The sequence below is a fragment of the Corallococcus sp. AB032C genome, assembly GCF_003668935.1.
Classification (GTDB): Bacteria; Myxococcota; Myxococcia; order Myxococcales; family Myxococcaceae; genus Corallococcus; species Corallococcus exiguus.
Map to the genome: position 1 here is coordinate 192,870 of NZ_RAWP01000001.1, position 19,792 is coordinate 212,661.

17 protein-coding genes are annotated in these 19,792 nt (G+C 70.6%); 7 read left to right on the forward strand and 10 right to left on the reverse strand.

Translation table 11 applies throughout. The features are described 5' to 3' along the window. Window positions 1-56: 56 nt before the first annotated feature. Window positions 57-701 carry a diacylglycerol kinase gene (locus D7X99_RS00770; RefSeq protein WP_120594534.1) on the forward strand — a complete coding sequence of 215 codons (645 nt, stop codon included), beginning with the start codon at window positions 57-59 and terminating at the stop codon, window positions 699-701. Between the two features lie 50 nt (window positions 702-751). Here D7X99_RS00770 and D7X99_RS00775 read toward each other — a convergent pair whose 3' ends face one another. Then, window positions 752-1,150: a YciI family protein gene (locus tag D7X99_RS00775; protein ID WP_233613020.1), complete on the reverse strand. Its 399-nt coding sequence runs from the start codon at window positions 1,148-1,150 to the stop codon at window positions 752-754. 194 nt (window positions 1,151-1,344) lie between these two features. After that, the gene (locus D7X99_RS00780; protein ID WP_167548470.1) at window positions 1,345-1,557 is read right to left on the reverse strand and encodes a hypothetical protein; all 213 of its coding nucleotides are present in this window, start codon (window positions 1,555-1,557) and stop codon (window positions 1,345-1,347) included. Between the two features lie 321 nt (window positions 1,558-1,878). Between D7X99_RS00780 and D7X99_RS00785 the strand changes: the two genes are divergently transcribed. The 5 genes from D7X99_RS00785 to D7X99_RS00805 all read left to right on the forward strand — a co-directional run bounded on the left by D7X99_RS00785 (window position 1,879) and on the right by D7X99_RS00805 (window position 8,714). Continuing rightward, the gene (locus D7X99_RS00785; RefSeq protein ID WP_121775998.1) at window positions 1,879-3,474 is read left to right on the forward strand and encodes an NAD(P)/FAD-dependent oxidoreductase; all 1,596 of its coding nucleotides are present in this window, start codon (window positions 1,879-1,881) and stop codon (window positions 3,472-3,474) included. Between the two features lie 48 nt (window positions 3,475-3,522). Further along, on the forward strand, window positions 3,523-3,897 hold the full coding sequence (locus D7X99_RS00790; protein WP_121775999.1) for a hypothetical protein: 375 nt from the start codon (window positions 3,523-3,525) through the stop codon (window positions 3,895-3,897). Window positions 3,898-4,024: 127 nt separating this feature from the next. Then, the gene (locus D7X99_RS00795; protein ID WP_121776000.1) at window positions 4,025-5,164 is read left to right on the forward strand and encodes a class I SAM-dependent rRNA methyltransferase; all 1,140 of its coding nucleotides are present in this window, start codon (window positions 4,025-4,027) and stop codon (window positions 5,162-5,164) included. Window positions 5,165-5,220: 56 nt separating this feature from the next. Next, on the forward strand, window positions 5,221-6,738 hold the full coding sequence (locus tag D7X99_RS00800) for an HD domain-containing protein (protein ID WP_121776001.1): 1,518 nt from the start codon (window positions 5,221-5,223) through the stop codon (window positions 6,736-6,738). A 5-nt stretch (window positions 6,739-6,743) separates the two neighbouring features. Next, window positions 6,744-8,714, forward strand: coding sequence for an HD domain-containing phosphohydrolase (locus D7X99_RS00805; RefSeq protein WP_121776002.1), 1,971 nt, complete (start codon window positions 6,744-6,746; stop codon window positions 8,712-8,714). Here the strand turns inward: D7X99_RS00805 and D7X99_RS00810 are convergent. The 3 genes from D7X99_RS00810 to metG form a co-directional block, all read right to left on the reverse strand. Further along, window positions 8,701-9,477, reverse strand: coding sequence for a TatD family hydrolase (locus D7X99_RS00810; protein WP_120578092.1), 777 nt, complete (start codon window positions 9,475-9,477; stop codon window positions 8,701-8,703). The two genes, D7X99_RS00805 and D7X99_RS00810, sit on opposite strands and share 14 nt — an antisense overlap. Continuing rightward, window positions 9,474-10,448 carry a HEAT repeat domain-containing protein gene (locus tag D7X99_RS00815; RefSeq protein ID WP_121776003.1) on the reverse strand — a complete coding sequence of 325 codons (975 nt, stop codon included), beginning with the start codon at window positions 10,446-10,448 and terminating at the stop codon, window positions 9,474-9,476. Before D7X99_RS00815 ends, D7X99_RS00810 begins: the two co-directional genes overlap by 4 nt. A 117-nt stretch (window positions 10,449-10,565) precedes the next feature. Beyond that, the gene (metG, locus tag D7X99_RS00820) at window positions 10,566-12,692 is read right to left on the reverse strand and encodes a methionine--tRNA ligase (protein ID WP_121776004.1); all 2,127 of its coding nucleotides are present in this window, start codon (window positions 12,690-12,692) and stop codon (window positions 10,566-10,568) included. A gap of 109 nt (window positions 12,693-12,801) precedes the next feature. Here metG and D7X99_RS00825 point away from each other — a divergent pair, with 109 nt between their 5' ends. Next, window positions 12,802-13,599 (forward strand): NRDE family protein, encoded by a 798-nt coding sequence (locus tag D7X99_RS00825; RefSeq protein ID WP_121776005.1) that lies wholly within the window; start codon window positions 12,802-12,804, stop codon window positions 13,597-13,599. Window positions 13,600-13,614: 15 nt separating this feature from the next. Here D7X99_RS00825 and D7X99_RS00830 read toward each other — a convergent pair whose 3' ends face one another. The 5 genes from D7X99_RS00830 to holB all read right to left on the reverse strand — a co-directional run bounded on the left by D7X99_RS00830 (window position 13,615) and on the right by holB (window position 19,718). Next, complete coding sequence (locus D7X99_RS00830) at window positions 13,615-14,505, reverse strand: patatin-like phospholipase family protein (RefSeq protein ID WP_121776006.1); 891 nt, start codon at window positions 14,503-14,505, stop codon at window positions 13,615-13,617. 157 nt (window positions 14,506-14,662) lie between these two features. Then, complete coding sequence (locus tag D7X99_RS00835; RefSeq protein WP_121776007.1) at window positions 14,663-16,558, reverse strand: M4 family metallopeptidase; 1,896 nt, start codon at window positions 16,556-16,558, stop codon at window positions 14,663-14,665. A gap of 337 nt (window positions 16,559-16,895) precedes the next feature. After that, window positions 16,896-17,345, reverse strand: coding sequence for a hypothetical protein (locus tag D7X99_RS00840; protein ID WP_121776008.1), 450 nt, complete (start codon window positions 17,343-17,345; stop codon window positions 16,896-16,898). 25 nt (window positions 17,346-17,370) lie between these two features. After that, window positions 17,371-18,687: a DNA polymerase III subunit delta gene (holA, locus tag D7X99_RS00845; RefSeq protein ID WP_121776009.1), complete on the reverse strand. Its 1,317-nt coding sequence runs from the start codon at window positions 18,685-18,687 to the stop codon at window positions 17,371-17,373. Beyond that, window positions 18,684-19,718 carry a DNA polymerase III subunit delta' gene (gene holB / locus D7X99_RS00850; protein ID WP_121761652.1) on the reverse strand — a complete coding sequence of 345 codons (1,035 nt, stop codon included), beginning with the start codon at window positions 19,716-19,718 and terminating at the stop codon, window positions 18,684-18,686. Before holB ends, holA begins: the two co-directional genes overlap by 4 nt. Window positions 19,719-19,792 lie beyond the last annotated feature (74 nt).

Consider the following 19,792-nt stretch of genomic DNA (forward strand, 5'->3'; position numbering starts at 1 on the left):
CTCCCCCGCTTCAATCGGACCCGTGGGTGCTAGCCTGCCCACCCCTTCACCTTCCGATGACCGTTCCTGTAACCCCCCGTCCCCAGTTTCCCTCCCGCCGCAGCAACGGCCTGTTCGCCTCGTTCGGACATGCGTGGGCAGGGCTCATCCACACCGTGGCCTGGCAGCGCAACATGCGCATCCACCTCATCTCCGGCGTGCTGGTGGGGCTGGTGGGCAGCGGCATCCCGTTGGGGCTCGCGGAGAAGGTCACGCTCATCTTCTGCGTGCTGCTCATCTTCTTCGCGGAGATCCTCAACAGCGCGCTGGAGCAGCTGGTGGACCTGGCCGTGCAGCAGTTCGACGAGAAGGCCCGGCTCACCAAGGACGCGGCGGCCGCGGGCGTGCTCGTGCTCGCGGGCGGCACGGTGGTCATCTTCGCCGCCATCCTGATCAACTACTGGGAGACGGTGCGCACCAGCACCGACGCCATCTTCCGGCAGGTCGCGCTGGGTGTGCCGCTGGCCGCGTGCGCCACGGTGCTCGTGCTGCCTCAGCCGAGGCCCGCCGCGGTGGATGCGCTCGCGTTCCTGCTGTCGCTGGGGCTGCTCGCGCTGACGGCGTTCACGTCCGCGAGCCTCGTCTTCACCGCGCTCACCGCCGCGCTGCTCGTCATCGCCGCCGCCGCCGCCCGCGAGCGCCGTCGCCACCCCCAGCCCTGAAGGCCCGAAGACGACCCGGCGCGTCGCGCGGCCACGAAAAACCGACGGCCTCAGGCGACGCCGAGCTTCTCGCGCGTCTGGGCATCGGTCGACAGGGCCTCGGCCATGTCATCTGCCTCGAAGAACGGCCGGATTTCGATCACGTTCCGGCCCGACATGGGGTTGGGGCAGCGCTTCGCCCAGGCCACGGCCTCATCCATGTCCTTGACCTTCCAGATGGAGAAGCCGGCGATCAGCTCGCGGGTCTCGGTGAACGGCCCGTCCATGACCGTGCGGCCGGGACCTTCACAGGCGATGCGCTTGGCTTCGGAGGAGGGCTTGAGGCCGGCGCCAGCCACCAGGATGCCAGCCTTGACCAGTTCCTCGGTGTACCGCTCCATCGCCTCGAACGCCTCGGGCGTGGGGGGCACTGCGTTTTCGCTGTCCTCATTGGCGATCATGAACACCATCACCCGCATCGTCTGTCCCCTGGTTTGAGCCGGCCCTGAATGGCGTCTCACCACGGCGACGAACAGGCGTGTCGGAGATCGACAGCGTTCTTGCGAATCTTTCTGGAGCCCCCCGTCACCTCGCGGGTGGGGCGCCCGGAACCAGTCCGGAGCCCGCTCACCCGCGGAGGGTTGATGCGCTGGATTCTAATGGGCTACACGCGCTGCTGAAAGCCTGCCCCGGAGTCGGGGGCTGGCGTCGACTGGGCGGCGGCGACCGCCTTGTCGCCTTCCTTCAGGTCGGTCGTCACCAGCTCCAGGAGTTCCGTCGCGATGCCGATGACCTGGTGCGGCGTGTAACCGCTTGCGCGCAGCTGGTTGAAGAACGTGCGCGCGAGGATGCGGGTGCCCTTCTGGTCGGTGCTCACGGGAATTGCCTCCGGAATCGGCGCCACATGTCCGGCGCCGCGACTGCGTGGGAGTCCGGTCTTCAACCTCCGTGCCACCCGTTCTCTTCCAAACGGATTCCCCAGCAGTCCTCGGGGGTTGAAGCCCGGAAGCGGACGGCACGAAACGTGGAAGGTGCGAAGGGGGTTACGCACCCGGACGTCCGCCCTGCCTGGAACGGCGTTGCCGGGTGCATCAGCGGGTACGCACCCACCCCACGGGCCATCTTGTCTTTTCAAGTGCTTGCATTCCCTCCGGGGGGTGGAGCACATACGCGCCCACCACCGAGGAGTCAGAACACAATGGCGTACCGGGTGAACAACATCGGGCTGTGGCTGGACGAGCCGGAGGAGCTGCTCGGCCAGCGCGCCGCGGAGAAGCTGGGGGTCACCCGGAGCGACCTCGCCTCCGTGCGGGTGGTGCGCTCGGTGCTGGATGCGCGCAAGAAGGGCAGCCCGCGTTACATCTACACGCTGGAGGTGGAGCTGGCCCCGGGCGGCAAGGCGCCGCGGTTGCCCCCGGACGTGAGCGAGGCCCCGCCCCCGCCGGAAACGCCAGCGCGCGTGAAGGAGCCGGAGAAGCTGCCGCTCATCATCGGCACCGGACCCGCGGGGTTGTTCTGCGCGCTGGGCCTGCTGGAGCGCGGCGTGCGCAGCATCCTGCTGGAGCGCGGCAAGGAAGTGGTGACGCGCCGCAAGGACGTGGCGAAGCTCATGCGCGACGGGTCGCTCGACCGCGAGAGCAACATGAACTTCGGCGAGGGCGGCGCGGGCGCGTACACGGACGGCAAGCTGTCCACGCGCATCAACCACCCCATGGTGCGCAAGGTCATTGAAGCCTTCGCGAAGTACGGCGCGCCGGATCAAATCCTCATCGAGGGCAAGCCGCACATCGGCTCCGACCTGCTGCCCGGCGCGGTGGCGAAGCTGCGCGACGAGCTCATCGCGGGCGGCTGCCAGGTGCACTTCGAGCAGCGCGTGGATGACCTGCTCTACCGCGACGGCCGCATCGCGGGCGTGAAGATGGCGGACGGGCGCACGCTGGAGAGCGACCGCGTCATCCTGGCGCCGGGCAACTCCGCGCGCGAACTGTACGAGCGCTTCGCCGCCGACGGCCGCGTGAGCGTGGAGGCCAAGCCCTTCGCGCTGGGCTTCCGCGCGGAGCACCCGCAGTCGTTGATCAACGGCATCCAGTACGGCTCCGCGGCGAAGCACTCCAAGCTGCCTCCCGCGGACTACAAGCTGGCGGAGAACCTGGACGTGGACGGCGAGGTGCGCGGCGTCTACTCGTTCTGCATGTGCCCCGGCGGCATTGTCGTGCCCACGCCCACCGAAGAGGGGCTGCAGTGCACCAACGGCATGAGCAACTCGCGGCGCAACGCGAAGTTCGCCAACGCGGGCATCGTCGTGTCGGTGTCCGTCGCGGACTTCGCGCGCGAGGGATTCCACGGGCCGCTCGCGGGCCTGGAGTTCCAGCGGCACTGGGAGAGCGAAGCCTACAAGCTGGGCGGAGGCCGCTTCTTCGCGCCCGCGCAGACGATTCCGGACTACCTGGCCGGCCGCGTGAAGAAGGACCCGGGCGACACCAGCTACCGCCCGGGCCTGGCGCACACGGACCTGAACAAGCTCTTCCCGGAGCGGCTGACGCAGTCGCTCAAGGCGGCGCTGCGCACGTTCGACCGGAAGATGAAGGGCTTCATCAGCGACGAGGGGAAGCTCATCGGCATCGAGAGCCGGACGTCCTCCCCCGTGCGCATCACCCGGGGAGACGACCTGCAGTCCGTGTCCATGCGCGGCCTGTACCCGGTCGGTGAGGGTTGCGGCTACGCGGGGGGTATCGTGTCCTCCGCCATTGATGGACTGCGCGCCGCTGAGCAGATTGCCACCGAGCTGGCTTGAGGTCCCCGCCCCCTTCCGGGCAGGGTAGGCCGGGAGGGAGGAAGACCCATGGCGTACCGCGTGCGCACTCCGGATGGTGAGCTGATGTTCCCTTCGCTGGGCGACATCGAGCGCGCCTATGTGCAGGGCCTGGTGGACCCGGACGACGAGGTGCGCGAGGACGGCGCGGAGAAGTGGCGCAAGGCGTCCTCGCTGCCCGTCCTGGCCCGGGCGAAGAAGCCCCATGGCCAGGACAGCTCCAAGCGCGCCCAGACGCTCACCGTGGTGGGCGCGGTGGCGGCGGGGGTGCTCGCGCTCGTGCTGCTCTTCACCGGCACGAACTGGAATGTCCGGATGATGGGCATTGCCCTGGCCCTGGTGGTCAGCGGAATGCTCACCCGGGTGTCCTTCAAGGCATACAAGCGGCCTCCGCCCGTCCTCTAGCGACGCTTACTCCCCTGCCCTCCGGGGCAGCGGCACGGCCCTCGCCGCCAGCAGGCCCCACACGGCCCATGTTTGATGGAAGGCACCCCGCGGGGCGCCTTCCATCGCGCTGGAGGAGGACCGCACCTTGCTCAGCACCTACCTGTCCCGAGAAGCCGCCCGCAAGCTGCGCCACGGCGCCCCCTGGCTGCGCCGCGAGGACATCGTCTCCATGGAGGGCGAGCCGCAGCCCGGCACGCCCATGCAGCTGAAGGACGAGGACGGGCATGTCCTGGGGCTGGGAGACGTGGACCTCCAGGCCTCGTACGCCGTGCGCCGCCTGGGCCTGCCGGACGAGTCCGTGGAGGGGCTCATCCCCCGCCACGTACGCCACGCCTTCGAGCGGCGCGGCCGGCTGGTGGACGACCCGCGCTTCTGCCGCATCGTCAACGACGACGGGGACGGGCTGCCGGGCCTCATCGTGGACCGGTATGATCAGCACTTCGTCGTCCAGACGCTCACCCGCTCCATGGACGCGCGGCAGGAGGAGATCACCCGCACGCTGGGAGAGGTGACGGGGGCGGCCTCCGTGCTGCTGCGCAACGACACGCTCCGGCGCAAGGCGCTGGGCCTGCCCGCGCAGCGCCCGCACGTGATGTACGGCGCGCCGCCGCGCTGGTGCCGCCTGCTGGAGATGGGCGCGCGCTTCACGGTGGACCTCACCTACGGCCGGGGCACGGGCTACGGGTACGACCACCGCGAGCTGCGCCGCTTCCTGAGCCGCACCGGCAACGGGGACCGGGTGCTGGACGTGGCGTGCGACGTGGGCGGCCTCTTCGTCCACGCGGGGCGGCACGGGGCGAAGCAGATTCTGGCCTTCGACGGCAACGCGGACGCGGCGGACCTGGCGCGGGAGAACGCGGAGGCCAACGGGCTGCTCGGCCGGGTGACGGTGGAACAAGGCGAGCCGCTGGCCGTGCTCCGGGCCCTCAAGGACACCTTCGACCTGGTGCTGCTCGACACGCTGGGGGTGGCGTCCGAGGAGGACTTCATCGAACAGGTGCGGCTGGCCCTGCGGCGCACCCGCCATGGGGGACGGCTGCTCGTGGTCGGTTATCACCCACCGCTGGCGTTGGGCTCATTCACGGAGTGCGTGGCCACGGCCTGCGAGCAGGAGGCGCGCATCGCATTCCGGCTGGTACGGATGGGATTGCCGCCGGACCACCCGGCGCCGGTCGGCTCCCCAGGGGCCGAGTACCTGGAGGCGGTGGCGCTCGAGGTGAGCTGAAGCCCGTGCTGTTTCGCCCTCGACGGGCCCTCCTCGGTGTTAGTGTCCGCGCCGCGATGACAACCGAAAACGAATCCCAGGCCGCGACCTCTTCCACCCCGGAGGCTTCCGTCGAGACCGTCCGCAAGGTGTACGCGGCGGACCTGCGCGAGAAGGACCGGGTCAACACCGTCTTCCGCGTCACCAAGAAGGAGAAGGTGAACGCGCGCAGCGGCAAGGTGTTCCTGTCGCTGTCCCTGGCCGACAAGAGCGGCACCGTGGACGCGCGCGTGTTCGACAAGGTGGACGCGCTCGAGCCCGCCTTCCAGAGCGGTGACTTCGTCCTCGTGCAGGGCAGCGTCATCGTCTTCCACGGCCGCACCCAGGTCGTCGTGGAGGCCGTGGAGCGCCTGGATCCGGAGCCGCTCGACCCCAAGGAGTTCGAGCCGCCCCCCGCCCCTCCCGCCGAGGCGAAGGCCGAGTCCAAGTCCGTCGACGCGAAGACTGGCGACGCGAAGTCCGAGTCCAAGACTGGCGACGCGAAGTCCGAGGCCAAGTCCGGCGACGCGAAGCAGGCTGAAGGCAAGCCCGAGCGCCACGAGGGCGGCGGTGGCCCGCGCGCGGTGGGGCAGATCCGTGAGCTCATCACCGAGCGCGTCAACGACCCGTTCGTGAAGCAGCTGCTGCTGGCGTTCCTGGACGACGCGCAGGTGTCCGCGGCGCTGCCGGTGGCCTCCGCGGCCAAGGGCGTGCACCACGCGTGGCGCGGCGGGCTGGCCGAGCACGTCCTGTCGGTGATGCGCCTGACGCTGCGCGTGTCGGACCACTACCCCATGGCGGACCGCGACCTGCTCCTGGCCGGCGCGTTCCTGCACGACGTGATGAAGGGCGGCGACGGGGCGTCCGACAAGGGCTTCGACACCTCCGACGAGGGCCGGCTGGTGGGCCACGCGGTGCTGGCCGCGCAGAAGATCCGCGAGAAGACCCTGGGCATCCCAGGCTTCCCGCCGCTCCTGGAGCAGCACCTGACGCACCTGGCGATCTCCCAGGGGACGTCTGGCGCGAAGGTGCCGGTGACGCTGGAGGCGCAGATCGTCGACACGCTCAGCTCGCTCGACGCGCGCATCTCCTCGTGGGTGGAGGCCATGCAGCGCGACCCGAACGAGCGCTGGACGGACCACCTGCGCGCGTACGACCGCTCCCTCTGGAAGGGCTTCGTGCCCACCGGCCGCGGCCGGGCTCCGGTGGAGGGCGGCCGCCGCAAGCACCGCGAGGAGAAGCGCAAGGCGCGCGCCGAAAAGGGCCCGTCCGCTCCTGCCGGCGAGGGCACTGCCGCCCCCGCGCCCCAGGAGGCCCGTCCGGAGCGTCCGCCGCGGCCTCCGCGCGAGCCCCGCGCCGAGCGTCCTCCGCGTGAGGACCGTCCTCCCCGTGAGGACCGTCCTCCCCGTGAGCCCCGCGCCGAGCGTCCTCCGCGTGAGGACCGTCCTCCCCGCGACCCCAAGAGCCTGCCCGGCGAGCTGACATTCAAGCCGTTCAGCGCGCTGGCGCCGGCCACCAGGTCCGGTGGTGAGGGTGGTGGCTCCTCGGAGGGCTGAAGTCCATGGCGAAGCGGCTGGGAGAGCGGTTGATTGAGGCCGGCCTCGTGACAGCGGGGGCCGTGGAGCAGGGTCTGGAGCACCAGAAGATCACCGGCCACAAGCTGGGGGACTGTCTGGTGGAGCTGGGCCTGCTCCAGGAGGCCGCGCTGCTGCGGCTCCTGGCCAATGAGTTCCAGACCCGCTTCGTCACCGCGGACAAGCTGGCCAAGGCCCGCATCGACACGAAGGTGTTGGACAAGCTGCCGGTGCGGCTGGCGGAAGCGCAGAACGTGCTCCCGCTGGCCGTGGATCCGGAGCGCAAGCTGCTCTCGGTGGTGGCCGCCGAGCCGCAGAACAAGTCGCTGCTCGACGAGATTGCCCTCGTCACCGGCATGTCCGAGGTCTACGCGTACATCGGCCTGCGCAGCGCCATCTCCGCGGCCATCCGCAAGCACTACTACGGCGACCCCACGGCGTTCTCCACGCTGCTGGAGGGCCCCTCCGCGAACAATGGCCCGCGGCGTCCGGACACGCCGTCGAACACGCACGTGGGCGCGGAGCCCGGGCGCAGCGGGAGCTCCGCCGGACGCAGCAACGCCACCAGCCTGAGCATGCGGCTGGAGACGGACGCGCGGATGCGGCTGCAGCGCGGCGGCAGCGGCACCAACGTGGCGCGAGTCTCCACGCAGCGGCGCGAGCCGGGCGGCCCGCGCGGGCTCATCAGCGACACGGACTACGTGGAGACGCTGAGCCTGATGGTGGGCCTGCTGGAGCAGGACCGGCCACGGCACCGGGGACACTCCGCGCAGCTGGCGCGGCAGGCGGGCATCGTCGGCCAGCGCATGGGCATGCCCCACAAGGAGCTGGCGGCGCTGTCCATCGCGGCGTACCTGCACGACCTGGGCAAGCCCCCGGAGCGGCACTTCTCGCTGGCGAGCAACGCGGCCAACCCGGAGTGGAAGGCCCAGGCCAAGGCGTGCTGCCGCGCGCCCACGAAGCTCTTCGAGACGGTGCACCTGCCCGCGCAGGTGAACACCATCCTCGCGCAGCTGTACGAGGCCTGGGACGGCTCCGGCACGCCCCAGGGCGCCAAGGGCGAGGACATCACCCTGGGCGCGCGCATCCTGGCGGCGGTGGACAGCTTCCTGGAGCTGACCAAGAACCCGGGCAACGCGCACGGCCGCGTCTTCAACAAGCAGCAGGCGCTGGAGCACCTCAAGAAGAACGCGGGCGTGCTCTACGACCCGGTGGTGGCGGACATCGTCGGGCAGCTGCAGAGCGGCGCGCTGCTGGTGCACCGGCTGGCCAGCGAAGGCCGTCAGGTGCTCATCGCGGAGCCGGACGAGGCCACGCGCGGCGAGCTGCTGGAGGCGGTGCTCAAACAGGAGCTGGTAGCGCACGCGCTGTCCACGCTGGACGGCGCGCTGGACGGCCTGTCGCGGCAGGACTGCGACGTGCTGGTGGTGAGCCTGCGGCTGGGCCAGCAGGAAGTGATGGACCTGCTGGAGGCCGTGCGTTCCATGCCGGAGAACGCGGGCCTTCCCATCGCCGTGGTGGGCGAACCGGATGCCCAGGCTCGCGAGCGGCTGCTCATGGCGGGCGCGACGGCGGTGCTCTCCCCGAGCGACAAGGCGGAGGTGGCCCGCACGGTGCTGTCCCTCTTCCAGGACCGCGTGCAGCACAACGGCCCGGGCCGGGTGGTGCGCGGCAGCTTCGACGAGCTGCCCCCGAAGGAGCTGTTGCGCACGCTGGGCGGCGGAAAGAAGAGCGGGAAGCTCCAGTTGCGGAGCCACACGCTGGAGGGCTCGCTGCACCTGGAGCGCGGCCGCGTGGTGCACGCGGCGTTCGGCGGCCACGCGGGCGAACCCGCGCTGCAGGCCCTGCTGAAGCTGAAGCAGGCGGACTTCGTCTACGACCCGGACGCGCTGCTGCTGGACATGCCGCAGTTGGACCAGGACCTGGAGGCCCTGGCCAACGCGCTCACCCCAGCGTGAGGTTGAAGAGGCGGGCCGCGTTCGCCGTGGTGACGCGGGCCACCTCTTCCAGCGACACGCCCTTCAGCTCCGCGACCTTCTTCGCCGTCTCCAGCACGTGCGCGGGCTCGTTCTTGCGGCCGCGGTGGGGCACCGGCGCGAGGTAGGGACTGTCCGTCTCCACCATCAGGCGCTCCAGCGGAGCGAAGCGCACCGCGTCCTGGAGGGCCTCCGTCTTCTTGTAGGTGACGACGCCGGACAGCGACAGGAAGAAGCCCCGGTCCAGGTACTTGCGGGCCGCGGCCGTGTCGCCGGTGAAGCAGTGGATGACGCCGCTGGTGACGTCCTCGGCCGCCAGGGCCGCTTCGCAGTCGTCATGCGCGTCGCGCACGTGCACCACCAGCGGCTTGGACAGGCGCTTCGCGAGCGCGCACTGCCGCCGGAAGACGGTGGCCTGAATCTCGCGCGGCGAGTGGTCGTAGTAGTAGTCCAGCCCGGCCTCGCCCACGGCGCGCAGCTCCGGGCGGGCGCAGGTGCGCTCCAGCATCTCGAAGTCCGCTTCCGTGGCGCGGGCGGCCTCGTGCGGGTGGATGCCCAGCGTGGGCGACAGGAAGTCCGGGTGCCGGGCGGCGACCTCCAGCGCATGGCCCCAGTCACCGGGGCCGTGGAACTGCCCCACCAGCACCGCGTGCACCAGCCCCGCGGCGCGTGCGCGCTCCAGCACCGGCGCCACGTCCGCGTAGTCCTTGGGCTCCAGGTGGCAGTGCGCATCAACCAGCTTCATGGCTTCTCCTGAAACAGCTCTTCCAACTCAGTCCGTGCCTCTTCAGAGGCGAAGGTGGGCACGGCGGCGCGCAGGCGCTCCATGCCCTCCGCCACGCCCAACCGCCACACGCCGTCCGCCGCATCCAACCGGTCGTCCTCCGGCGCGCTCCGGTCTTCCAACAGGGCGAGCAGCCAGGGCAGTGCCTGCGCATCCCCCAGCCGGCCCAACCCGCGCGCGGCGGCGCCCCGGCACGGGTCCTTCGCCTCCGCGAGGATGGCCTTCAGCCGCTCCAGCGCGCCCGGGACCTTCAATTCACCGCACAGCTCCACCGCGAGCGCCCGGTCCGCGCTCCACTTCTTGCGCGTGCGCTGCATCAGCCAGTCCGCGCCCTCCGGGTCGCCCAGCTTCAGCAGCACGCCCGCGGCCTGCGTCTTGTCGAACGCGGGCAGCAGCCACTTGCCGAAGAGGCGCTTCACCGCCGGCAGCGCCCGCGCGTCCTCCAGCTCCGCGAGCGCGCCCAGCGCCCGGAAGCGCAGCGTGTCCACGTCCAGCGCGGCCACGAGCACGTCCAGGCCGGCGGGGTGCTTGAGGGCGGCGATGCCTCGCGCGGCCTCGAAGCGGACCTCCGGCGTGGGGTCCTCCAGCATTCCGGCCAGGGCGCCACGCGCGTGCGGCAGCGCGAGGTCCGCGAGCCGTCCGGTGGCCTCCAGCCGCACGCGGGTGTCCTCGTCGCGCAGCCTTGGCAGGAGCATGTCCGGGAGCTGCTCCGGCGGCAGGATGACCGACGCCAGGCTCACGCCCGAGCGGCGCACCTCCGGCTGCGCATCCGCGAGCAGCCGCACGAGCGCGTCCGTGAACTCCGCCGCGTGCGCGGGCTCCTCCGACGCAATCTGGAACAACAGGTCCGCCGCCTCGGCCCGGCTCGCCGGCCGCTTCTCACGCTCCAGGGTCAACAGAGCGCGGTCCCGCTCGGCACGCCAGTCCGCCACGTCTCGTCACCTCTCTCGCCACCGGGGATTGCTCACGCCCAGCGCGTCCTTGAAGTCCCCGCCACAGCCAGACGGGTGGGCCCTACCGCCCCACCCGTCCTTGAAGCCACATCCTCGCTACTTCACTTCGGCGCCGGGCGGCACGTCGCCCGGCTCCAGCAGGGACAGGTCCTTGCCGCCCGAGCCCGCCGTCAACAGCATGCCGCGCGACTCGATGCCCTTGAGCTTGCGCGGCTTCAGGTTCGCGACCACGACCACGCGCCGGCCCGCCAGAGCCTCGGGCGCGTACGCCTCCGCGATGCCGGACACGATGGTGCGCGGTGTGCCCTCGCCCAGGTCCACGTCCAGCTTGAGCAGCTTGTCCGCGCCCTTCACCTTCTCCGCGGCCACGATGCGCCCCGCCTTCAGCACCACCTTGGCGAAGTCCGCGTACTCGATGTCGGCCGCGGGCGCGCCTTCCGCCGCCCCCGCTCCAGGGGACGCCTGCGTGGTGGGCACCGCTTCCGGACTCTTCGCTTCCACGGGCTTCTTCTCCGTCTTCTTGTCCTTGCCGCCTGCCTTCGCGGGCTCGGCGGCCGGCGTCCCCGCGGGGACCTTGATGATGGCGTTGACGCGCTCCTCCTCCAGCCGGGGCAGCAGCGGCTCCGGCGTGCCCAGCGGACGGGTGCGGTCCAACAGCGGATACTTCGCGGTGGCGAGCGCCTGGAACGTCAGCGGCTCCGCCCCCAGCTGCGCGAACAGCCTCTCCGACACGCGCGGCGTCACCGGCGCCAGCAGCGCGCCCAGCAGGTACGCCACGTCCGCCGCGTCCGACAGGTCCGCCCGCGCGGCCTCCGCGTCCTTCTTCACCAGCGCCCACGGCGCCGACGTCTGCAGGAACGCGTTCGCGGTGGAGGCAATCTCCGTGATGACCCGGATGGCGTTGCGGTACTCCAGCTTCTCGAACGCCTCGCGCACCTCCGGCACACGCGCCAGCGCGTCCTCCACCAGCTTGCGCCCCGGCCCTTCCGCGCGGCCCGGCGCGAGCTTCTTCTCCAGCGGCCCGGCCAGCAGCGACAGCGCGCGGTTGGCCAGGTTGCCCACGTTGTTGACGAGCTCGCCGTTCACCCGGAGGCGGAAGTCCTTCAGGTTGAGGTCCAGGTCCTCCACGCCCGCGCCCAGGTTGGCCGCGTAGAAGTAGCGCAGGTAGCTGGGGTCCAGGAGCTCCAGGTAGTCACGCGCGGCCACCATGGTGCCGCGGCTCTTGCTCATCTTCTCCCCATTCACGGTCAGGTGCCCGTGCACCTTGATCTCGTTGGGGATGTGGAACCCCGCGACGTTCAGCACCGCGGGCCAGAACAGCGCGTGGAAGTAGACGATGTCCTTGCCGATGAAGTGGACGATGCGCGTGGGCGCGTCCTTGCCCCAGTACGCGAGCGCGTCCGCGACGCGGCCCGACTCCTTCGCCCACTTCTCCGTCGTGGCGATGTACCCGATGGGCGCATCCAGCCAGACGTAGAAGAACTTGTCCGTCTCACCGGGAATCGCGAAGCCGAAGTACGGCCCGTCGCGGCTGATGTCCCAGTCCGCCAGGCCCTTCTCGAAGAAGCCCTGGAGCTGGGCGGCCAGGCCCGGGTGGATGAAGCCGGGGCGCTTGAGCACTTCCTGGAGGAAGTCCGCGTGCCGCGACAGCTTGAAGAACAGGTGGACCGAATTGCGGCGCACGGGCGGCGTGCCACACAGCGCGCACTTCGGGTCGATGAGGTCCGTGGGATTGTACGTCTTGCCGCACTTCTCGCAGGCGTCGCCGTACTGCTCCGTGGCCTTGCAGTTGGGACAGGTGCCCCGGATGAAGCGGTCCGGCAGGAAGCGCTTGTCCTTCTCGCAGTAGGTCTGCTCGATGTCGCGGCGGTCGATGTCGCCCGCGTCCTTCAAGCGCCCGTAGATCAGCTCCGCGTAGTGGCGGTTCTCCGGCGAGTTGGTGGAGTGAAAGTAATCAAAGCGGATGTCGAAGTCGCGGAAGTCGCGCTGGTGCTCGTCGTGGAAGCGCGCGACGAACTGCTCCGGCGGGATGCCCTGCTTCGCGGCGTTGATTTCGATGGGCGTGCCGTGGGTGTCATCCGCGCAGAAGTAGACGACGTCCTGCCCGCACGAGCGCAGGAAGCGGACGTAGATGTCCGTCTGGATGTACTCGACAGCGTGGCCGAGGTGGATGGCGCCGTTCGCGTACGGAAGGGCGCTGGTGACGAGGGTTCTCTCCGCCATGGACTCTCCTGAGGGCGGCGGACCATAGCCGCTCGGGGATACGAGGTCATCGCCAACATGCAGTCCCGAGGCTGCATGGCGCGAAGGGGGATGTTATCGACCGGACGCCATGTGCACCGTCCTCATCCTCCGTAACGCCAACCCCGAGTGGCCGCTGGTCCTCGCCGCCAACCGGGATGAGTTCTACGCGCGTCCGGCCCACGGGCCGAAGGTCCTCTCCGAGTCCCCCCGCGTGGTGGGCGGCCAGGACGTGGAGCGGGGCGGCACGTGGATGGGGGTCACCCACGAGGGAATCGTCGTCGCCCTGACGAACCAGCGCGGCGCCAGGAGCCTGGGCCTGGCCCCCCGCTCCCGGGGCGAGGTGGTGCTGCGCGCCCTGCAGGCCGGGTCGGTGGAGGCCATCGAGCGCTACCTCGGCACCCTGCCCGCCCCGGAGTTCCTGCCCTTCAACCTGCTCTACGGGGACGCGCGCACCCTGCGGGTTGCCTACGCGAGGCCGGGCCACGCGCACCTGCTGCACGAGGACGTCCCGGACGGCGTGCACGTGCTCCCCAACGACAGCCTGGACAACCTGGCCCTCCCCAAGGTGCGGCGGGCGCATGCCCTGGCGGAAGGAGCGGCGATGCGTCCGTGGCCGGAGCTGGTGACGGGGCTCCAGGCGGCCCTGGCCGACCATGCCCTGCCGCCCCGGGAGGCCGCGACGGGGCCGCTCTCGGAGGACGGCCTGCCCGCGGACTTCCTCCAGCAGCTCCAGGCGCTGTGCATCCACACGGCAGAAGGCTACGGGACGCGCTCGTCCGCCATCGTCGCGCTCGGGCCCGGCCGCGTGGGGCACTACCTGGCCACGGACATCGCGCCCTGCCAGGGCGGCTGGCGGGACGTGACGGGCCTGCTCACTGCGCCCTGAGCGGACTGCCGTTCCTCAGTCCAGCCGCGCCCGCATCACCGCGTCGCGGCCCGCGTCGTAGGTGGCTTCGAAGGCCGGACCCCGGCCGGTGAAGGCCTCCACCGGGGGCATGGCCACATCCACGCGGACCTCCCGCACGTCGCAGCCCAGGTCGGAGCGGTAGAAGGCCGGCTCGCCGGTGACGTTGATGGCGATGAGCCGCGCGCCCGGGAACAGCTGACACGCGTCATGGATGGGCGTCGCGGACACGCGGTCCGCGCCCGGGTCGATTCGCTCCAGCGTCGCGTCCTTGAACAGGAGCGGGTTGGAGGCGCTCGCGGCGACGGCCTCGGAAAGCGGACCGCGCGTGACGGAGACGAGCCGGATGCCGCCCGCGAAGGGCTCCTGGTGGAAGGTGGCGAAGGGCACGGGGAGCTCCTCCACGCGCGCGCCCGCGTAGAAGGAATCCAGCACCTGGGTGAAGCGCTCATGGCTCAAGGGGGGCACCGTCGCCGCGCCACCCGCCGCGCCCAGCGCTCCCGCCGCCACGGCCGGTCCCAGCGCGCCGCCCGACACCAGCACCGCGAGCAGACCCACCGCCGCGCCCACCGCGCCGCGCGTCGCGGCGACCTTGCGCGTCTGCTCCTCGTAGGCGGTGAAGAAGGAATGGTAGCGCTGGCGCAGGTTGGCGCCGGGCGCGGACACGTAGAGGCCGCCCACCACCGCGCCCATGCTGTTGCCCACCACGCAGTCGATGGGCACGCCCCGGGCCACCAGTGCGTCCATTGCGCCCACGTGCGCGAGCCCCTTGGTGCCTCCCACCGACAGCACCACGCAGGTGCGCGAGGCGCGCGTGTCCCGGTGGCACGACAGGGCCCCGGAAGCCACCATCACCACCAGCAACACCCGGCCCAGCCGCCGCCCCATGCATCCTCCCGCGTGCGAAGTCGGGCCACCCTACCCCGTTCCCACGCGACAGGCGCCTGCCCCCAAAACACGACCGCCCCCGGGACAGGAGCCCCGGAGGCGGAAGGTGACCTTCACGAGGCCCGGCGTGGACTCACGCCGGACCCGCGCAAAGGGACTAGTACGTGGCCTTGAGGGACACGCCGCTGTACGCGGAGTAGCCGCGCACCATGATGTACATCTTGCCCGCCGCGGTCTTCGCCGCCGCGCTGCACGTCTCCGCGTTGCCGGAGAGGTACGGACGGCAGTCGTAGGACGTCGTCGTCGGGGCGGAGCCGAACTTGATGTACATGTCCGCGTCGCCCGTGCCGCCGCTCATCACGTAGGTGGACGCCTTGGAGACCGGCAGGTCGATGCAGTAGTAGTTCGCCGAGCTGGCGGCGCCGGACAGGCCCGTCTTCGCGACACCGTTGGTCAGCGCGGTGCAGGTCGGGGGCGGAACCGTCACGCCCACGCCCACCGCTTCCCAGGCGGCCTTCACGGAAGCCTGCGTGGCGGCGTCATAGCCCAGGGCCGTGGCGGCCTGGATGGTCCAGGTCTTCGCCTGGTCGTACGTGGTGCCGGCCGTGTAGAGGTTGGCGTTGGCGTAGTACCAGATCTGCGCCGCCTTCTGGACGCCGATGCCCGTCACGACGACGGTGCTGCGGCCGCGCGGGTGCGTGCCACCCTTGGCGAGCAGCGCGAACGCCAGGTTCGGGACGCCGGAAGTGTAGTGCACGTCCTGGCCGGAGTAGTTCGGCGCCCAGTCGATGGACGCGCCGTCCTTCGCCGGGTCGTCCATGTAGCGGAGCGCGTCACCGGCGGTGCCGGGGGTCCACACGTCCTCGCCCACCTTCCAGATGTCCGCCGCGGTGCTCCACGAGCCGGACTTCCAGCTCTCGCAGATGGCGCCGAAGGTGTCGGACATGGCCTCGTTGAGGCCGCCGGACTGGCCGGAGTACGTGAGGTTGGACTCGTTCTCCGTCACCGCGTGGGTCAGCTCGTGGACCGTGACGTCCGCGTCCTTGCCCAGCTCGATGGAGTTCACGCCGTCGCCGTCGCCGTACACCATCTGGGTGCCGTCCCAGTAGGCGTTCACGTAGTTGCGGCTGTAGTGCACCGTGCTGATCAGCGTCTGGCCCGCGTTGTTGAGCGAGTCGCGGTTGAAGTTCGTCTTGTAGCAGTCGTAGGTGTAGCCCAGCATGTCGTAGTTCGTGTCGACGTGCGCGTCACCGATGGCCGCCTGGCCCTCGCTGCGCTTGAGCGTACCCGGGGTGGTGGTGCCGTTGTTCGCGCTGTACAGCTTGCGGTTGAGCGCGGTGTGGATCTCCGGCACGCGCAGCAGCGTGGCGCCGTTGAGCGCGTCCACATAGACGCGGTCGCGCAGCGGCATCAGCTCGCTCTCGCCCGTGACCCGCACCTCGTACGCCAGGCGCAGGCGGCCGTCCTCGGCCCTCACGTACACCAGGCGCGCACCCTCCGTGGCCAGGCCCGTGCCCTTCGTGTCGCGCAGCGCCGCCGTCTGGGCCGCCTCCGCGGCGACCAGCGGACGCGCGGACACGGCGCCGCCGGAGCGAGCGGAGCCGTTCGCGCCGAAGATGGCGCCCGAGCTGTCCACGTGCACCACCAGCTCCTCGCCCACCACCGGCAGACCGTTCAGCGTCTGCGCGTAGCGGATGTGCGAAACGCCCTGCTCGTCCACGCTGATCTTGCGGACCTGCAGGTCGGAAGCGGAGAGGCGGAACAGCGACGCGATGGAGGGCAGCGACCCGGCGATGGCCGAGTGCACGTCCGCGGCCGCGAAGCCCGTCAGCGGGCGGTCCGCCTGGCCCAGGCGGCCCTGGATGGTGTGCGGCGTCCCATCCGCGTTGGTGCCGACAATCTGCGCGCCCGGAATCACGCTCAGGGCGTTCTGCACTTCGGCGACTTCATCCGGCTTCTGCTGATCCTTCTGCGTGTTGATGTCCGCGTCCCCGACGCCGCAAGCGACGAGGGGGAAGGCCAGCAGGGCTGAAACGAAACGGGTGCGAACCAAGGTACTGCCTCCTGCCCGGCGCAAAGGGGGTGGTCGCCGGGACAGCGCTCCTTTCAGCATTTGTCAGGCCAACTCATTAAGTCCGCGAAATGCCTCGCAGTACGGGAAGGCACAGAAAAACGGCTGGCACATCAGTGCCCAGTAAATCTTCTGTAATGTGGAAGTATTCGTTACGCGTCTGGCACAAAGGCCCGTTCTTACTGGGCTTTTCGCCACTCATGGGTCCCTGTCCTGAACCATGACAGTGCACACGGGGTGCGTCCTCTATTCGGACAATCCCAGGCTGACGGCTTTTTCTTGCTACGCAAAGCATAACCGCGAATTCGCGCGGCGTGTATCAGCGCCACACGCCGAGCAACACCCGCGCGCGTCCGTCCATGGAGAGCGCGGCCTCTTCCACCGTGGTGTAGCCGGCGTCGCGAGCCACGTCGGCCAGGTGCCGCATCCACGGTTTGTAGGGCATCCCATTGTCGGAGCAGCAAGGGACGACGGCGAAGCCCAGCCCGTGGCGCGCGGCGTACTCGATGATGATCCGCGTGGCGCCGTCCGGGTGCATGCCCACGACGAGCTCCGCCTCGCAGGGCTCCTCGAGCGTGAAGAGCCGCTGCGCGTACTTCACGGGCAGGTGCTTGTGGCGCAGGTCGAAGGTGGTGACCGTGCGGCCGCGCTGGGAGAGGGACTCGTTCAGCTTCCCCATGCCGCCGGCGATGTCATAGACGCGCAGGGCCTGGGGAAAGCGCGTGACGAGCAGGTCCGCGAAGAGGTCGAAACGTCGCTTGTCCGCCATGGCGGCTCCTTCAGCCCGGGCCCTTTCAGGCGCGGGTGCACACCGTCCACAACAGCCGCTCGATGACGAGCTTCCCGCTGGCGGAGGACTTCAGGGCCAGGTCCGCGTCCGCGCACGCCACCAGGGCGTTGAGCAACTCGCGGCGCTCGTAACGGGCGGCGGCCTGCATGCCGAACGCGAGCGCCCAGGCGTTGGGCGTCTTGCGCTTGGTGGCCTTCAGCTCGGCCTCCAGCTTGGGGAGGATGCGCGCCTCCACGTCGCGGCCGGTGCGCGGCGGTTGGCCGCCCGCGTACTTCTCCAGCCAGGCGTGGTTCTCCAAGAGCGAGCGGACGATGGACGCCACCGCGCCCAACAGCTGCAGCGCGTGCGTGCCCTGCCCCATCGCGTCCTCTGCGTAGGAGAGCGCGTCGCGCAGCTCGCGCTTCTGGAGCGCCTCCGTCAGCTCGAAGAACTCCTCCTCGCGCGCGTGGTGCACCAGCAGCGCCACGTGCTGCGCTTCGATGGTGGGCCCCTCCGCGTAGACGGCCAGCTTCTCCAGCTCCGACTGAAGCAGCCGGATGTTGCCGCCGATGCGCTCCTTCAGGCCCTCCAGCGCGCCCGGCCCCAGCTTCTTCTTGAAGGGGGCGAGGAACTCCCTGGAGATTTCACTGAGGTCCAGGTCCTTGTGGCGCGCGGCCACCTTGCGCTCGAAGAGGCGGCCCTTGTCCTGCGCGAACTTGAGCAGCGGGCTGCGCGAGTCCACGTCCGTGGCCGCGAGCACCAGCGCGTGCCCCGGCGGTACGCCCTTCTGGAGCAACTCCAGCAGCGCGGACGCGTCACCTTCCGGAGCGCTGATGCGCTCGTCGCGGCAGAAGGCCGCCGCCTCCTGGAGGAAGGCCAGGTCGGCCTCCGCCAGGTCCACGTTGAGCTCGTCCTTCCACTGCTCCACCGAGGGCGCGCCGGGCACGCGGGGGTCCAGTTGATCCACGCCCCAGCCCGCGCGGCCCGCGAGCGCCAGGAGCCGCCGGGCGCCCTCCTTGCGCTTGCCCGCCTTCCACGCGTCGCGCGCCTTGGCCAGCGCGTCGCCCTTGCCCTTCTTGGGCGCGAGGAACTCCGGGTCGCGCACCAGCACCACCTTGCGCCCGGGGAACAGCGGCAGCGTGGCCAACTCCTGCGCCACCTCGCGCGGGGAGGCCGCGTCCAGCACCGCGACGTTCAGCCCCATGGCGGCGTCCGGCACCAGCGTCTTCACCAGCTCGTCGGCGCCCTTCCTGACCAGGAACTCCTCGCCCCACAGGAGGTACAGCGGCCACACCTTGCCGCCCTTCACCTCCGCCAGCACCTCGTCCATGTCCGCGCTCATCGGCCCTCCACGCACAGTTCGATGAGCAGCCGCTCCAACTGCAACCGGGGCGCGCCGTTGCGCGAACCGATGGCCGTGCGCGCTGACTCCAGCAGCGAATGCCGCCGGTGCAGCGCGGCCTCCGACGTGCGCTTCGCCGCGTCCTCCGCCAGCGCCGTCATGTCGCGGTTCGCCAGCGACTCCAGCGCCCCGGCCTTCGCGAGCGACACGTCCCGCGTCCACAGGATGAGCAGCTCCAGCGCCGTGTCCGCGTCCTCGCGCGAGCCGCCGTGCGCCTCCGCGAAGCGCAGGAGGGCCGGGATGTCGTTGCCGCTCAGGGCTTCAAAGGCGGTGAGGACGTCCTTGCGCTCCTTCAGCGCGCCCACATCCAGCGCGAGCGCGCGGCCCAGGCTTCCTCCGGACATCACCGCGGCCAGGGCAGCGGTGTCCGCGTCCAGCTTGCGCTCCTGCTGCACGTGCCGAGCGACCATGTCCACGGGCAGCGGACCGAAGTAGACCTTGCTGCAGCGGCTGCGGATGGTGGGCAGCAGCCGGTCCATGGCGCTCGCCACCAGGATGAGGGTGGTCTCCGCGGGCGGCTCCTCCAGCGTCTTGAGGAACGCGTTCTGCGCCTGGACGTTCATCTGCTCCGCGCTGACCAGGATGGCCACCTTGCGCTTGGACTCCAGGCCGCGCAGCGCCAGGCGCTCCTGGAGCTGCCTTATCTGCTCCACACGCAGCTCACGGCTGGGCGTGCCGGTGAAGTCGGAGCGGCCCGCGAGTCCTCGCGACACGCGCTCGTCGTCCGGCATCACCCAGGTGACGTCCGGGTGCAGCCCCTTGGCCAGGCGCACGCAGCTGGCGCACTTGCCGCAGCCGACCTCCGGGGCCTCCGGGCACGTGAGGGCCTGGGCCAGGCCCACCGCGGCCAGCTCCTTGCCCACCCCTTCGGGCCCGGCGAACAGGTAGGCGTGATGCACCGAGCCAGACCGCAGGGCGGATTGGAGCGCGTCCATCGCGCGGGGCTGTCCCTGCACCGAGGCAAGCGTCATGGGGGGCGTGTATCCCCGCTCGGGGCCCACCCGTCAACCGCCACCTTGACCCGTGCGCGCGCCCCCGGTCTGAT